This window comes from Cysteiniphilum halobium (assembly GCF_003574425.1).
Classification (GTDB): domain Bacteria; phylum Pseudomonadota; class Gammaproteobacteria; order Francisellales; family Francisellaceae; genus Caedibacter; species Caedibacter halobius.
In genome coordinates this window covers 1-16400 of record NZ_QLIU01000015.1, presented here as the reverse complement: position 1 = coordinate 16400, position 16400 = coordinate 1, and the positions used below count along the sequence as shown (strand labels likewise).

Sequence of the window (16400 nt, the reverse complement as noted above, 5' to 3'; positions counted from 1 at the left end):
AATGATTTACGATGGGTATAAATAAAAATTTAAGCTCAAACCATATTCAATAGCCTAGCATTGTAATGATTTTGGGGGTTAAAGACAAACACATCGCATTAAGAAACATAAAAACGCATCGTAAGCGGATTATCTCTTAATTTCTGATAACATTTTCTGCAAATAGTATTGGTCAGTTTTATCAAAAGCACTGCTGTCATCTGAGTCAAGATCCAATACGGCAATAAGCGCATTATTAATAACCCAGGGCACAACAATTTCTGATATTGTACTATTTGAACATGCAATATGGTAAGGCAATAAATTAACATTCTCCACAATTTGCGTTTGTCTTGTTCTAGCTGTTTTGCCACAAACACCGCGATCAAAGGCAATACTTAGACAGCCATGTCTACCCTGATAAGGTCCTACTTTCAGCATCTCATTGCCAACATTACGATAAAAGCCCACCCAGTCAAAATAACAAAACGCTTGCTTTAGCTCGCAACAGATCGTAGACATAATAGCAATCAGATCTGTTTCTCCTTCAATCATTAATTTAATGCTACTTAGTGCTTCTTCATAAGCTTTTTGTTTTTTCTCTGGTGAATATATTCGTGACATTAACAAGTAACCGTTGGTTTACTAACTACTATAAAAGATGAGGCATATATTACACACTCCATCGAGTATGTTATAGCTTTTCTTGAAATTAATCCCAGTTACTGCTGAATGTAATTCACTAAACTCTCGACCTCATCATGCTTTTGATGATAGCGTGAGCTTGCCCATTTGGTTAAATCACCAATGGATAATAATCCTAGAAAAGTATTGTTGTCATCATAGATTGGCAAGTGGCGAATACGCTTTTCAGTCATCAGTTGCAAGGCTTCTTGTGCGGTTTGGTTGTGATTCATTGATATAATATGTTCACTCATAATGTCTGCGACAATATGTTTTTTCAGATCTTGATTGCGTGCAGAAACCTTAAATAGAAAGTCACGTTCAGTGATAATTCCGTGAAACTTATCATTATCGATGACCAGTAATGAGCCGACTTTATGCTCAGCCATCTTTTGTGCTGCTTCAAATAAACTACTATTGGCGCTAATGCTAAAAACGCGTTTTTCCCTGTTGACTATTTCTTTGAGTTTGCTATGCATGAGTTGCTCCTTATCGTTTAGTGTCGAACATCGTGCTCTTAGAGTATAGCCTAACGATTAAGAGATAATTGTAAAGAGCAAATTATATGAGTGATGAAAAAAATGCTTTTTTATTGTTGCGCTTCGTGGGTGATGATGATAGCTTGTGTCTATTGTTGTTGAAAAAACTTAAGGAGGCTTATGATGTTAAAAACAGTTAAGAAACACATAATGCCGCCGATTTCTTTTTCCATTGAACTATCTCTACGACTGCCTCGCTGGTAGGCAGGTATTTAATTTCCCCTTTATATTTTACTGTTGTATTTTATTACGACAACATTTAATCAGATTAAGTCAATCACGAATCATTTTTTGGAGGATAACATAAGTGAGTGCGCAGATGTATATTTGGCAAAATGGCCAATTTATTGAAAGAGACAAAGCCGTCGTCAGTGTGATGACGCATGCGCTACACTATGGTTCATCAGTGTTTGAAGGGATTCGTGCATATAAAACAGCGAAGGGTACCGCAATTTTAAAGTTAAAAGAGCATATGCAACGTTTTGAATACTCAATGCGTGCTTTGGGAATGAAGCCGCCTTACAGTATTGACGAAATGTGTCAAGCAGTGATTGATAGCGTCAGAAAAAATCAATTGGAATCTTGCTATATCAGACCATTGGCTTTTTATGGTAATAGTCAAAACGTTGGTGTGTTACCAAAACCTAATCACCCAGTTGATGTGATTGTCTGGTGTTTGCCGATGGGGCGCTATTTAGGCGCTGAGAGTGTTGATGTGATGGTCAGCAAATATATTCGTATTCACCCGCAATCAACGATATGTAATGCCAAGATAGCAGGGCATTATGTCAATAGTATACTTGCTAGTATGCAGACGCGTGGTACACACTATCATGAAGCGCTGCTGTTAGATGTTGATGGTAATGTTGCTGAAGGAGCTGCGCAAAATATTTTCTATGTTAAAAATAATGAGCTCTTTACAACACCATTGGGTACGATTTTGGATGGTATTACGCGGTACATGATTATTGAATTTGCTAAAGCTAAAGGCTATAAAGTTCACGAGAAATATTTCAAAGTTGAGGATATGATCAATGGAGATGAAGCATTTTTTTGTGGTTCGGCTGCTGAGATCACTCCAATTCGTAGTATTGATGACAAGAAAATTGGAGGTCACGGAGAAATTGGTAGTGTTACGAAATATATTCAGCAGTGTTATAGTGAAATAACGCAAGGTATTAAAGAAAGCAATGTCTTGACTTATGTGTAGCATGATTGCACATGCCAAAACATTATTTTATTTGAGGAAGGAGATTGAACATGAATAAGCAGATCCAACAACCCCATAAGCAGCGGGTTTATATTTTTGACACCACCTTGCGTGATGGTCAGCAATCGCCAGGTGCTGGAATGAGTTTTGAAGATAATATCACCTATGCTGATTATGCTCATGCGCTGAATGTCGATGTGTTAGAGGCGGGATTTCCCTCAGCAAGTCAGCTTGATTTTCACATCGTGCACACTATTTCTGAACGTATGGCAAAGCGCAAGTCTAATATGGTGATTGCTGGGCTTTGTCAGTTAAGAGAAGCTCAAATCTTAAAAACGATGGAAGCTTTAAAACCATCGGTTGCCATTGGTAAAGCACGTGTTCATATTTACTTCCCAGTGGATCCTAACTTGGCAAAAGCAAGTTTAGGAAAAAAAAACGACAGACAAAAGCACATTGATGAAGTCTATCATTTAGTTAAAATCGCAGCCGACCAAGGCTATGAGGTTGAGTTTACTGGCGAAGGTTACTCGCGTTTAGCAGATGGTTTTGATTATGTCACGGAATTATTTAAATCTGCAGTGAAAGCAGGCGCTACCATTATTAACTGTCCTGACACGATAGGAGGGGCGTGTGAACGTGAAGGTGATCAATATTTTGTCAACAATATGGTAAAGCATGCGAATATTATCAAAGAAATCTTCCCTGATAAAGACATTATCTGGTCGGCACATTGCCACAATGATTTTGGTTTGGCTTTGGAGAATTCAATGAATGCAGTTTTTGACGGTCCAGCACGTCAAGTTGAGACTTGTATTAATGGGGTTGGTGAGCGTGCTGGTAATGCTGCGTTGGAGCAATGTGTGATGTTTATTGATGCATTTGGTCAGCAGCAAGATACACATTATTACACCGATATCAATATCAATGGTTTGAAAGAAGTTTCAGACTTTATTGCACAGAAAATGTTACCAAAACAACCACACTCACCGATTGTCGGCTTGAATGCAACACGACATACTTCAGGCGGTCATACTAATGCGCTTTTGAGTGACCCATTGGCGTACCAGCCTTTTGACCCAAAGGCAATTGGCAGTGAGATTTCTCTTGTATTTGGACCCTTATCTGGTGGTAATCACGCAAAGAAAATTATCGAAGATTTTGGCTATGTTTGCGAAGAGCATGAAAAGGCAAAAATCGCACAGCAGATTAAAGATATGTATCAAGAACGTCGCAAAGGAATTACTGATCTTGAATTGCTAAGTGCCTATAAGAAAATCCGCGCACCAATTAAGGCAAGTAAGATCACTTATGGTAAATCAGAAGACAATAGTTCGGTAACGATTACGGGGCAATTCTTTGATCAAGAAAATTTAACAATTGAGCTAGCCGGTGAGAATTCAGCCCTTGTGGCGCTGTTAAGTGCGACGGATAAATACATTCCAGGCATTGAGGTCAAAGATTATTATGCGAAATCCTTAACAGAGGCAGGAGTGCGCTCAAGCTCAGAGGCAACGATTATTATTAGTGCACCTAATCACAATACTTACAAAGGAATTGCTAAAGATCATGATATTGAGATCTCAGCACTAAAAGCATTTATCGAAGCGGTCAATCAGATGTATATTGACACCAACTATCGGAGGCATAGTATATCGATTCAAACCAATCAGCAAGAGGTTTCGCATGGCTAAAAATATCATTGATAAAATTTGGGATCAACATGTAGTGGAGTCAAAAAAAGGCTTCCCCGATATCTTTTATATTGACCGGATGTTGATGCATGAGGTGACCTCTGCACAAGCATTTGACAAATTGCGTGAACTAAACATTCCAGTGCGTAACCCACAATCAATTGCGGCAACCGTAGATCATAGTATTTCAACTTCACCGATTGATCGCACACAAATGCATGACCCGATCGCCAAGGCACAAGTAGAAACTTTACGCAAAAATGCCAAAGAGTTTGGTGTGGAAATATATGACTTTGGAAGTCAGTATCAGGGTATTGTTCATGTGATTGGACCAGAGCTTGGCTTTACTTGGCCGGGGAGCACGATTGTGTGTGGTGACTCGCATACCTCAACACATGGTGCTTTTGGTGCATTAGCATTTGGCGTTGGCACCTCAGAAGTTGGGCATGTTATGGCGACAAATTGTATTTTGCAGTATCGCCCTAAAACAATGAAAGTGCATTTCAAAGGCAAACCCTCAAACTATGCAACGGCAAAAGATATTGTGATGAAACTTATTGCAGAGATTGGAATTGGAGGGGCAAGCGGCTATGTAATTGAGTATACCGGTGATGCCATAAAAGCATTATCGATGGAAGCGCGTATGACTTTGTGTAATATGTCAATTGAATGTGGTGCAAGAGCAGGATTAATCGCACCAGATGAGACGACGTTTGATTATCTTAAAGGGCGAAAATATGCTCCTGACGCTGAGCGTTGGGAAACTATGGTTAGTAAATGGTATGCCTTAAAAAGTGATAAAGATGCAAGTTATGACAAGGTTATTGAGATTGATATCGAGGGTTTACAAGCAATGGTCACGTGGGGGATTAACCCTCAACATGCCGTAGCAATTAATGCGTTGATTCCAAGCCTAGAAAGTATTCCAAAACATCAGCAAAAGCTAGCTCAGGAAGCTTATCGCTATACAAAATTTAGTGAAAATGAAGCAGTTTTGGGCAAAGCTATTCAATGGGCATTTGTCGGCAGTTGTACCAATGGACGCATTGAAGACATGCGCGCTGCGGCAGATGTATTAAAAGGGCGTAAAATTGCACAAGGAGTAACAATGTATATCGTACCAGGTTCTGAACAGGTACGTGCACAAGCCATTGCTGAAGGTTTGGATAAGATATTTATAGAAGCAGGTGCCGAGTTTAGAATGCCAGGGTGCTCAATGTGTCTTGCGATGAATGATGACAAAGTACCAGCAGGACAGCGCTGTATCAGCACATCAAATCGCAACTTTATTGGTCGTCAGGGGACTGGCAGCATTACCCACTTAGCTTCACCGCAAACCGTAGCAGCAAGCGCTATTAAAGGGGCAATTTGTAGTGTGGCGCAGTTAGAGGAAGAAGGAGTACTGGTATGAAAGCATTTCAAACGATAACAAGTAACGTAATTCCGATGTGGCTAAGTGATGTTGATACCGATATGATTATTCCAGCACAATACTTGACTCAAACAACAACTGAAGGTTATGGCAAACATCTTTTTAGCCGCCTAAAATCAGCTGATCCTGATTTTGTATTTAACCAGTCACGATTTAAAGGCGCACGCATTCTTATCAGTGGTAATAACTTCGGCTGTGGCTCATCCAGAGAACATGCTGTTTGGGCATTGCAACAAGCAGGTATTGATGTGATCTTAGCACCTTCTTTTTCAGATATCTTTTTTAATAATTCTGCCAAAAATGGTTTGTTATTGATTGCTTTAGATGGCGAATTGTTAGAGAAATGGTGTGAAAAAGCGCAAAGTAAAGATCTTGCAATAACGGTTGATTTAGCAGCACAAACCATTACTGCAGATGGAGCGTCTTATCACTTTGACTATGATCCTTTTCGCAAAGAGTGCCTGCTTCAAGGTCAAGATGATATGGGCTATTTATTGTCTAAAGAGCATGAAATTAGTCGGTTTGAGGAGCAGGCATGAAAAAAACAATAGCAGTTTTAGCAGGAGATGGTATTGGTTCTGAAGTAATGGCATGTGCACTTGATGTATTAAATGCAGTAGCCAAAAAATACAGCCACGAATTTACCTATAAGGAAGCTTTAGTTGGTGGTGCGGCATTTGATGTATATTCAGAACACTGCCCTAAAGAGACGATTGATATCTGCAGAGCCTCAGATGCAATATTATTTGGTTCAGTTGGAGGGCCAGTGGATGCGCAAAGTGATCCTAAGTGGCAAGGTTGTGAGGCGAAAAGTATTTTAGCCTTGCGCAAGACTTTTAATTTTGGTGTGAATATTCGTCCAATTAAAATGTTTACAGCTTTGAAAGATAATAGTCCGATTAAAAATGAACGTATTGCTAATGGTGCTGATATCGAGATCTTTCGTGAGTTGTCAGGGGATATTTATTTTGGTGAGCATAAGCGTTTTGTTAATAACGAGGGTGTTCGCTGTGCTATGGATATTGCTGAGTATGATGAACAAACGATTCGACATATTGTCAGAGCTGCCTTTAAGCGCGCTGGTGAAAGACGCAAAATCTTGACATCTATTGATAAAGCCAATGTATTGGATACCTCAAGACTGTGGCGTGATATCGTCAATGAGGAGGCGCAAAATTTTCCTGATGTTATCCTAAATCATATGTATGTTGATAATGCAGCAATGCAATTAGTGTTGAACCCTGGACAATTTGATGTAATTGTAACGAGCAACTTATTTGGTGATATATTATCGGATTTGGCATCTGTATTACCTGGGTCTTTAGGACTTGTACCATCGATTAGCTTAAATAAAGAAGGTTTTGGGTTATATGAACCAGCAGGCGGTTCAGCCTTTGATATTATCGGCAAAGATATTGCTAATCCAATCGCACAGATTCTATCAGCAGCATTAATGCTATCCTATTCATTTGCCATGCATGAGGAGGCATCAGCGATTGATCAGGCAATTAATGAGGTATTAGCACAAGGGTTTAGAACGGTGGATATTGCTAATGGTGCTAGTAGTATTGGTAGTAAGGAGATCACACAAAAGATCGTCACAGCAGTTGATCATTTATTGCCAGCATGATTTTGTTTTTGACGATTGCCTTTAGGGTGACGTTTAGGCTTTTGTCCGTCGCGATGTTCAATTTTAGGTTTCTTGGGTGTTACTTTTTTGATCGTTTTATAATTATGTGGGTTCGATTGTGGTAGGCTGTGTACCGGGTCAAAGCCATCAATAATGACGCGCTCTAGTGATCTTTTTAAGAGTTTTTCAATATCAGCTAATTGCGGAAATTCATCCGCACTGACCAAAGAAATTGCCTCTCCTGTAGCTCCCGCGCGGCCTGTGCGGCCAATGCGATGTATGTAATCCTCAGGTACATTAGGTAGATTAAAGTTGATCACACAAGGCAATTGATTGATATCCAAACCCCGTGCGGCGATATCTGTTGCTACTAACACTTGTATTTCATTGTTTTTAAAATCATTTAATGCCTTGGTGCGTGCACCTTGACTTTTGTTGCCGTGAATCGCGGCACTTTTGATATTCGCTTTTTCCAATTTGCCAACAAGGTGATTAGCACCATGTTTAGTGCGGGAAAAAACCAATACTTGTGTCCAGTTCTTGGTTTTGATGAGTTGTATGAGTAAATGAATTTTTTGCTTTTTATCAACAGGTGCAATCCAATGTTTTACTTTGGGTGCAGCTTGATTGGGCGGGGTTACTGAAATCTCCAAAGGATTATGGACAATAGATTTTGCTAGTTCTCGGATCTCAGGACTAAAAGTCGCTGAGAACATTAAGTTTTGACGCTTTTTCGGTAGAAGCGTTAGAATTTTCCTAATGGTATGAATAAAGCCCATATCAAGCATACGATCGGCTTCATCAAGTACCAAAAACTTTAAACGATCAAAGCCAATGGCTTTTTGCTCATATAAATCCAATAGTCGTCCAGGCGTTGCCACCAAAATATCAGTACCCTTGCGTAATTGCATCATTTGTGGGTTGATTTTAACACCACCAAAGACAACACAAGAGTGTAAATGCAAGTGGGCACTATAGGCCTTTATATTGGTCTCTATTTGTGCTGCAAGTTCACGTGTTGGTGTGAGAATAAGTGCATGTGTTTGATTGGCAGGGGCTTTGGCACCTTGTGATAAAATCTCAAGAATTGGTAGGGTAAAGGCTGCTGTTTTTCCAGTACCAGTTTGTGCCGCAGCAAGGACATCACGCCCACTTAAAACCGCTGGAATGGCTTTTTGTTGAATGGCAGATGGCTCTTTATAGCCTTGTTCAGTCAGTGCATTTAAGATGGAAGTGCTTAAGTTTAATGATGAGAATGACATTGATATTTATAAATATTGAATACTTTGTGCTAAGCATAGACACATTGATCCAGAATGGATAGTTATTTTTTAATTTTCAGAATGTGTTTGATACAGAATATCCCCACCTCGATCAAAACTGGTAACTTCACCTTTGAGTTTCCATTGTGGAGTAAGCGAGAAGGTTGCAATGCCTTGCTGCTCACCTGTAAATACACCAACACCATAACTTAGATAAAGTCTGGGGGTGATCTGCTTGCCAATAAAAACTGCCGTATTATTCTGTTCAGTAGTTGTGTTGTTTGTAGTATTGTTTAAATTACCAAGTGAAAATTCGGCAAGGGATAGTTTATCTTTGAGCTCATCAATCACACTACTTCCTCCTTCGTTAAGAGCAATTAGAAGAGCCGCTTGTGATAATGCATCTGAAGATGCTTGACTACTGTTGGTGTTACTTAAAACTTGACCAAATAAGATGTAAGAGAGAATATCTGTTTGTGACATGCTTGGATCAGAGAACAGTTGGATTTTTGGATTATTTGCCATGCCGGTAATTTCAATACCAATCGTATCTGGAGCATTAGCCTGTGTGAGCTTTACGGAAGTCGGAATATTATAGAAGGTAGTGATTGCTAACATCGGGTTATCAACAGGGGAGTTGTTAAATTGAATAGTTGATTTGGGGGCAACAGTAAAGCTTTTGCCATAGGCATTAAATACCCCATTGACCGGTTGAAGTGTTCCAATACCCAGCATTGGCTGATTAGGTTGGCTAATGATATTTAGTTTGCCTTGAATGTTGGTATCAAGTCCAAGGCCTGAAATATGGGCGTTTTTCCCCATATCGATATTGAGATTCATGTTAAAAGGTGTGCTTTTTTGTGTTTGTATTGCTTGATTATTATTGTTGACATAGACAACGTCATTTTGAATAGTATTTTGTAGGCTACTGCTTTTCATATCAGCAAGATTAACAATCAGTTTATTGATAAATATATTACCGCTTAACTTACTGCTACCATTGTTTTGATTGAAACTTAAAGTGGGGCTTACGGTCACCTCCATATCAGGTGTGTTTAGCACTAATAGCTTCTTACCATTAATGTTGATATTGGTGTTTGCTGTTGCACCGTGCAGATTGGCAAACCCTGTCACAGTTAATGGCGATTTTTGGATATTCGCGGTGAGATTAATCTTGGCATTAAGTGGATTGCTAACAAAGATATTTGCATTAATGTCATCTAAAGTAGTGTTCAGTGGTAACAGCTCAATCTGAGTGTTTTTAAGTATGATATTACCAGTAACATGTGGGTCAAATAGAGTATTGGTGATTTGTAAGTGACTGTGTAAATCTCCTTTATTAATTAGCGTTGGGAACTGTGGGATAAAATTACTAATCCAATTAAGGCGTGTTGATGACAGATAAATTGCGCCATTTAATTTTGCATTGCTTAGATTATACAAATCAAAGTTATGACTATTAAGCTTAAGCTCTAGGGCGTTTTGTGGGAAAGAAATATTGCTTTTTAATATCAACTTTTGATCTTGAAGTGTAAGCTTAGTATTGATAGTGGTGGTGTAAGAAAGCTGATGCATGGGCATGATTTGTTGTAGCTGTTTAAACCAAGAGGTATTGTTGGCAAAGAAAAAGCCATGCCCTGAGAGACTGAAATTTGCCTTGGGATCACTGTTAGGTACTTGTAAATAATCACCTTTGAAGCTTAAAGCAAAGCTATCGCCACCATACGGTAGATTAGGGATAAATTGTGCAGGAGTCAACTCGCCTGCCGTTTGAATATGAATGTTATTAGGTGCAACCTCTGCATTAATGCAAAAATGGTTATCATTGGATGCCAGAAGACAGAGATTACTGATGCTACTTTTATCAGGGCTAAGTGCCAAATCAACTGCTTTCGTCAGATGCCAATTTTGTTTAAAGGTTTTGCTGGTAAAGTTTAAGGTTTCAAGTTTTGCCGTAATTTGCGAGAGTGATAAATTTTGTAATTGCATTTTAATTAGTGTTGACATTTGATTGGAGTCGACATTGAGTGTTAATGCATGCTGATCAACAGCAAGAATAAGTTTGGAGAGATCAAATTGCTTATAGAGAAAATCATGGACATCCAGTGTTAGTTTCAATGACTTAGCTGTCCTGTTATCAACATCAATTTTTCCCCGTGAGTAGACTTTGCCACTGATGTTAACAGGGTAGTTGCTAAGCGTATTAATAAAAACCTTCCAATTCGCTTGAATATTTTGCTTGGATTGGGTGAGTTTGATTTGTATGAGATCATCATTTTGTGGGTTAACCAACTTAAATTGATTTAACTGAAAAGTATCATTGCTGCTGGATAAACTGCCATAGCAATGTAGGTGAGTGTTTGTGCTGAAAATATCACAAAAGCTGGTTTTCACTTTAAGGTCATGATCTGTTGTCTTAAGTGTGCCACCGATATTAAATTTAAGTGGCACAGCGGGGTTTAACGAGGCAAGTTTAACTGACCAATCCAGTTGATCATTAAGTAACAATGTATTATTAATCACAGCCAGATGATCAAGTTTAAGCTGGTTGACAATTATTCCTTGATCAAAGCTTGAAATAAGTGAATAAGGATAGGGCCTTGTTTTATAATGAATAATACCATCGCTGGCAATGCTAAATTTACCTGCAAAATCACCGATGATCTGTGTCTGTGTGCTTGTAATATTAGTGCCACTTTGTTGGGCATTTAACGAAACTTTTAAATGTGTCTTAAAAGGTGAGTTTAATATAATATAACCACTGTTCACTGTTGTACTGGTTGCGTAAGCGGGAACATTGGCAGCGACTTTATTAAGCGCAAGTTTATCATGTACTAAGTTGACGCCATCTGCGTTGAAATCGGCGGCATCTACGATTAACTGTTTGTTCATCAAGTACTGTACATTGGTAATATGGATATTTTTAGCATATAGATCAAGCGGCATGCTAAAGGAGCCACTATCTTCATAAGTTGGATTATCGTTGTTTTCGTCTGTTGAATGTGTGTTTACATCGACGTAGACTTTATTCAAAGATAAGCGCTTGACATCAAGGGTTTGGTCGCTTATCAAAGACCATAATGATAAAGATAGCTCAATTTTATTTAAACGAATGTCAACAGTGTCATTTTTGATATCAAGTTCATCTAGTTTAAGTTGATTGATACGACCTGAGATATTGCCTTTAAGGCGAATGCCAAATGGTTGTAAAAAATGGTTGGTGACTTTTTGTGTTATTTGCAATCCCGGCGTGGTAAACAATAAAAACCCAAGTGCTAACGCAATAATCAATAAGAGGCTTAAAAGTGTGATTAAACACCATTTGACGGTTTTGCGTAGCTTTATCATAGGCTTATCCCGATACTTAAATCAAAACGCCAGTGTTCATCGTTGTGATTTAATGTGCGTGTGAAAAATACCATAAAAGGTCCCAGTGGCGTTTTGTAGCTAAGCCCAATGCCTGCAGCACGTAAAATTTTAACATCACTAAAATTAGGCTTATTTGCAGCATTACCGAGGTTGTAGTAAAGCATCGAGCTGAAATTACCATAAATGCGCTGTTCAATGCCAGCAAGACCCGTGGCAAGATAGCGTCCACCGGTGACATTGCCATTAACACTAGGGCCTTGGCTTAAAAAAGAATAACCCAGAAGGTTGCTTACGCCACCGGCATAGAAACGGAAATTGGGGGCGATATTTTGAATGTTATCAATGGTAATAAACCCCCAGTTGGCTCCAAACAATAAGCGATTCCACTCAGGGTTAATTGGTAAGGAATAGTAAAGGCTCATATTATTGCGAATGAAATCTTGATCAGATAGTGGGGATTTGATTGAGGCTTGCAACAGCTCATTCCACACTAATCCTTGACGCCAGAAGCCATTTTGCCAACTGCCGTCATACAGGAGTGTTAGGGCTGGTACGAGATATTTACCATTGGTGTTATTTGTGTTAGCAACAGTGTCATAATTAGTAAGATACTGCTGCAAACTAAGCGTGGTTTTCCAGTTCCCATATTTATGGGTGCGGGCAATGCCAAAGTTGGTTTGGCGTTCATTATAAGTATCTGTTTCGATATAGCTTTGTTCGGCAATGAGACTCCAGTTATCATGTAGTGGGTCTTTTCCTGGGAAAATATAGCTTGTGTTAAAGGTGCTATTGGCTGGTGATGCCGAGACATTAAAAGAAAACTGCTGTCCTGTATCGGTAACATGACGAAAAAGTGTACCAAAACTTACTCTAGGACCTGTAAATGTGCCATAACCCACCCCAAAGGTATAAGTGCGAGCGTACCCCGCCGTGAGATTTAAATCCACTGGGACGGTCTTATTGGTTTTATCACGCTTAGAGATTTTAGGTACAAACTGTGCAGCACTAAAATAACCACTATCTTGCAAACGCTTGTTGGCTTTGGTGATTTTTTTTTGTGACATGGCATCACCTACATTGACTTTGATAATGTCATTGATAAAGTGCCTGGCATAATCATAGCGCTTTTGCTTGATATTAATAGTACCGATTTTATAACGTTCACCAGTATTAACACTTAGAGTAACTTCAGCAGTGTATTTAAGCATATTAATACGAATTTCGTGTTTAGCCAGCGTGCTATCTAGGTAGCCGGCGTTAAAAAAACTATCAGTTAGTAATGCTTTAGATTTTTCATAGGCCGCTTGCGTTAAAATATCACCTTGCTTGAGTGGTAAGTTATTTAGAGTTTTATTAGCAATCTTAGTGTGTTGGCCTTGTCCATTAATAGTGACAGTAAGCTTGTTAATACGTAGTGGCTCATTGAGTTTGACATTAAAGATAGCAATCCACTGGTCACCTTTTACACTAAAATCTGTGGTAATAACGGGTTTATAGTAGCCATAGGGTTCAAGTAACATTTTGATTTCATCATCACTTTTTTTAAGCAAAAGTTGCATTTGATTGGGATGAGAGACCGCAAAATCTTTGAATCGAGATAAGCTGATATTATCAAGTATGCTCGATTTGATTTTATTGTCATCAATACCATTGATCACAATGTCTAGTGTAGGAGATTTCCGATTACTTGTTTTGTCGTCAGCAGCATATAAAAGGCTAAGGCTAAATATAAAAAAGATACAAAGGATCGTCTTCCTTAACATTTTAATATTGCTCTGCATGTTACGTTGTGGATAAAGTGTAGTATAGTATAAGCTAACTTGAGGTATAGATAAATAAACTAAATATGTCATTGAATACTAAGGAACAATGGATGGCGTATGCACTGTTAGAAGCTGAAAAAGCACAAGTGCACAATGAGGTACCCGTTGGTGCAGTTATCGTCAGAAATAATAAAATTATCGGACAGGGCTTCAATCAAATGATTATGAACAATGATCCAACGGCGCATGCTGAGATGGTTGCATTACGTCAAGCCGCACAAGTCATACAAAATTATCGGTTACCAGAGTGTGACCTGTATGTCACCTTAGAGCCATGTATGATGTGTTTAGGTGCGATGGTGCATGCGCGTATCAGAACGCTTTACTTTGGCACCAAAGAGCCTAAAGCTGGCGTTATCTGCTCAAAAGCAAGCTTTTATACGTTGCCATTTTTAAACCATTATTTGAATGTAGAGGGTGGAGTATTGGCTTCTAAGGCCAGTGATATACTCAAAGCATTTTTTAAGCAGCGGCGTTTGCAGAAAAAATATAATAAGTAGTGAATAAAAATTAAGTTAATTTTCCATTATTTTTTCTCATCCCGCGCAGCGTAAGCTACACGGCCTCTCGTTCAAAGGGAGAATAATTGCTGCTGCAACTTACTTTTCATCATGAATCATAGCTTAAGCTAGCTAAGTATAAAAAATAAATTACTTAGCGCAATCATCAATACCGTTAATATGGCAAAAACAATATTGACAATACGTGCCAGTTTGATGTGTTTATCACAGAGATAATAATTAAGCACAACGGTAATTAGTGTAATCACCATAAACACAAGAACACTTAGTTGAATTTTATCAATGAGGTTAATCGTATTGGATGGTGGCAATATCGAGTCGGTGGAAATTTTACTCCCGACCACGGCGAAAATTGCCGCAGAATTAAGTGCCAAACGGCTTTTGATATCTTTAATTGGGATAAAGAACATGCCCAAAATTAAAATACATGCTAAATATAACATCCCAAAAATATGAATAAACATGCGAATATTAGTATGAGTTATTTCAACGGAGTAAATTGCTCTGGCGTAGGTCGTATTATTAGGGTTGTTAGGGTTACCAAAGTTAGTATCATAATGATGAATATACGTTTCCCAGTGATCAGCCCCTAAGCGCCAACCGCTTAATGGCATATCATGATCAACGTCAGAGTGAATGTCATCAGTACTAAATATAACCTTTTGTGCATTAAAATCAGCATCTTCAATGATGATCGTCAGTGATTTGGTACTAAAAGGGAAATTTTCAAAACTCCAACTTTGTGATAAAGTGGCGCGGATTTTATACTGCTTAAGAGTTTGGTTATTAGTTAGCTTTTGTGTATTTTGATATAACACTGAGAATCTCTCAGCATTGATAATATCAAACTCATTGTTTTCGATGACCAGTTGGTCAGGATAAATAAACCATAACCAGAAAATTGCGGAAACCGTTTTTTTCTGCAAATCAATATTGTAAACATGCGTGATATAAGCGCCAACAGTTACTTTGTCTGGTGATTTTAGTGTTTTATCACTGGCAAAGTTAGCCTGCATACAAAACAAAAAACTTAAGAAGATTATCAATAACCTTATCATAATTGATCCATCAACTTTCAATGCATGACAAAAGTATAGTTTAAAAATTTTAAAAAATAATATTGGCTTCTAATGGTGTTTGTTAACTATGTGCATAATCCGCTGGGGACTTCAAGAATAGATTAAGCTCCTGCAGTGCACGCGATACAGGCATCAAAGTAACATCATCTAATGTTTGCTTTTCATTACCACCATAGAGTAGATAGCAGCTTGCCATCGGGTAGTCACTTTTGAAGGTCATCAATCCTTTGAGATCCTTACGACTAATTTTCTTTTTGCGTTTAACTTCAATGGCAATCAAGCCATGTTCACCGTATAAAATAAAATCTACTTCTTGCTGAGTACGTGTTCGCCAATAATAAAACTGATACCCTAGATTATAGTAGTCATTGCAGGCTCTGAATTCTTGCAAACAAAGCGTCTCAAGTGCAGCGCCATCAATTTCCTCTGGTGAATCAAGCACTCCTAAAGGGCGTATTGCTCTGTACACACCAACGTCAAAAAAATAAAATTTAGGTGCCATTACAACATCGCGCTTAGCCCTTTTTGTAAAAACAGGTAATCGAACTGAAATAAGCAGATCTTCTAAAATAGTAAAAAAATTCTCGATTGTATGTCTTGAGCTACCAATTTCTCTAGCAATTTCGGTATAGTTGAGTGTTTCGCCTTGTGAAAAACTCGCCGTTTCTAAAAAGCGGGCAAATAAGGAAATGTTTCTAGTTAAACTCTCATGTAATACTTCCTCTTTAAGGTAAGTTGCTACATAACTTTTTAAATATTCATCAGGTTGTGATGTAAGTAATGCAGTTGGTAAATGACCTGTATGTAAAGATTTAGCAATATCAAAGTGATCGATCTGTTCAATGGCGGTGACCGGATGCATATGTTTAATTAGCGCGCGCCCTGCAAGTAGGTTAACCCCACTTCTTTTGAGCTTGCGAGCGCTAGAGCCTGTTAAAATGAATCGTAATTTACGTCCTTCAATTAGGCGGTGCACTTCATCTAATAAGGCAGGAATCTTCTGAATCTCATCAATAACAATCCATTGTTTATAGTCATTCCAAAATATTTCCATACTGCTTAATCAATTCTTCTAAGGCTGTATATTCTCCATATATCATTTTCTTTTTCATAATTGCAAAATCTTGCTCAATGGGATTAAAATCAGGTGAGTATGGCGGTAGAAATAATGCTTGATG

Annotated in this window: 14 protein-coding genes; 6 read left to right on the top strand and 8 right to left on the bottom strand. The window is 38.5% G+C overall.

Translation table 11 applies throughout. The features are described from left to right. Positions 1 to 129 precede the first annotated feature (129 nt). Both DNK85_RS03505 and DNK85_RS03500 read right to left on the bottom strand, forming a co-directional pair. On the bottom strand, positions 130 to 603 hold the full coding sequence (locus DNK85_RS03505; RefSeq protein WP_119328196.1) for a GAF domain-containing protein: 474 nt from the start codon (positions 601 to 603) through the stop codon (positions 130 to 132). A 98-nt stretch (positions 604 to 701) separates the two neighbouring features. Then, positions 702 to 1142, bottom strand: a complete 441-nt coding sequence (locus DNK85_RS03500) for a CBS domain-containing protein (protein ID WP_119328195.1) — start codon at positions 1140 to 1142, stop codon at positions 702 to 704. Between the two features lie 379 nt (positions 1143 to 1521). Between DNK85_RS03500 and DNK85_RS03495 the strand changes: the two genes are divergently transcribed. From DNK85_RS03495 to leuB, 5 genes are read left to right on the top strand one after another with little or no spacing between them, the layout of a single operon-like run. After that, complete coding sequence (locus DNK85_RS03495) at positions 1522 to 2412, top strand: branched-chain amino acid transaminase (RefSeq protein WP_119328293.1); 891 nt, start codon at positions 1522 to 1524, stop codon at positions 2410 to 2412. 50 nt (positions 2413 to 2462) lie between these two features. Beyond that, positions 2463 to 4106 (top strand): LeuA family protein, encoded by a 1644-nt coding sequence (locus tag DNK85_RS03490; protein WP_119328194.1) that lies wholly within the window; start codon positions 2463 to 2465, stop codon positions 4104 to 4106. After that, a complete protein-coding gene (leuC, locus tag DNK85_RS03485) occupies positions 4099 to 5517 on the top strand; it encodes a 3-isopropylmalate dehydratase large subunit (protein ID WP_119328193.1) in 1419 nt (472 codons plus the stop codon). The genes DNK85_RS03490 and leuC overlap by 8 nt, the downstream gene beginning before the upstream one ends. Continuing rightward, positions 5514 to 6077, top strand: a complete 564-nt coding sequence (gene leuD / locus DNK85_RS03480; RefSeq protein WP_119328192.1) for a 3-isopropylmalate dehydratase small subunit — start codon at positions 5514 to 5516, stop codon at positions 6075 to 6077. Before leuC ends, leuD begins: the two co-directional genes overlap by 4 nt. Continuing rightward, positions 6074 to 7168: a 3-isopropylmalate dehydrogenase gene (gene leuB / locus DNK85_RS03475; protein WP_119328191.1), complete on the top strand. Its 1095-nt coding sequence runs from the start codon at positions 6074 to 6076 to the stop codon at positions 7166 to 7168. Before leuD ends, leuB begins: the two co-directional genes overlap by 4 nt. Here leuB and DNK85_RS03470 read toward each other — a convergent pair. The 3 genes from DNK85_RS03470 to DNK85_RS03460 all read right to left on the bottom strand — a co-directional run bounded on the left by DNK85_RS03470 (position 7150) and on the right by DNK85_RS03460 (position 13562). After that, complete coding sequence (locus DNK85_RS03470) at positions 7150 to 8430, bottom strand: DEAD/DEAH box helicase (protein WP_119328190.1); 1281 nt, start codon at positions 8428 to 8430, stop codon at positions 7150 to 7152. The genes leuB and DNK85_RS03470 overlap by 19 nt on opposite strands. A 69-nt stretch (positions 8431 to 8499) precedes the next feature. Further along, the gene (locus DNK85_RS03465; protein WP_119328189.1) at positions 8500 to 11778 is read right to left on the bottom strand and encodes a translocation/assembly module TamB domain-containing protein; all 3279 of its coding nucleotides are present in this window, start codon (positions 11776 to 11778) and stop codon (positions 8500 to 8502) included. Beyond that, on the bottom strand, positions 11775 to 13562 hold the full coding sequence (locus DNK85_RS03460) for an autotransporter assembly complex protein TamA (RefSeq protein ID WP_162896505.1): 1788 nt from the start codon (positions 13560 to 13562) through the stop codon (positions 11775 to 11777). The genes DNK85_RS03465 and DNK85_RS03460 overlap by 4 nt, the downstream gene beginning before the upstream one ends. Positions 13563 to 13645: 83 nt before the next feature. Here DNK85_RS03460 and tadA point away from each other — a divergent pair, with 83 nt between their 5' ends. Continuing rightward, positions 13646 to 14122 (top strand): tRNA adenosine(34) deaminase TadA, encoded by a 477-nt coding sequence (gene tadA, locus DNK85_RS03455; RefSeq protein ID WP_119328292.1) that lies wholly within the window; start codon positions 13646 to 13648, stop codon positions 14120 to 14122. Between the two features lie 128 nt (positions 14123 to 14250). Here tadA and DNK85_RS03450 read toward each other — a convergent pair whose 3' ends face one another. From DNK85_RS03450 to DNK85_RS12385, 3 genes are all read right to left on the bottom strand, one after another. Then, positions 14251 to 15201, bottom strand: coding sequence for a ligand-gated ion channel (locus tag DNK85_RS03450; protein ID WP_162896504.1), 951 nt, complete (start codon positions 15199 to 15201; stop codon positions 14251 to 14253). An 82-nt stretch (positions 15202 to 15283) separates the two neighbouring features. Then, a complete protein-coding gene (locus DNK85_RS03445) occupies positions 15284 to 16276 on the bottom strand; it encodes an ATP-binding protein (RefSeq protein WP_119328186.1) in 993 nt (330 codons plus the stop codon). Continuing rightward, the coding region (locus tag DNK85_RS12385; RefSeq protein ID WP_208123128.1) for a transposase at positions 16257 to 16400 on the bottom strand (144 nt) is incomplete at its 5' end. The genes DNK85_RS12385 and DNK85_RS03445, both read right to left, overlap by 20 nt.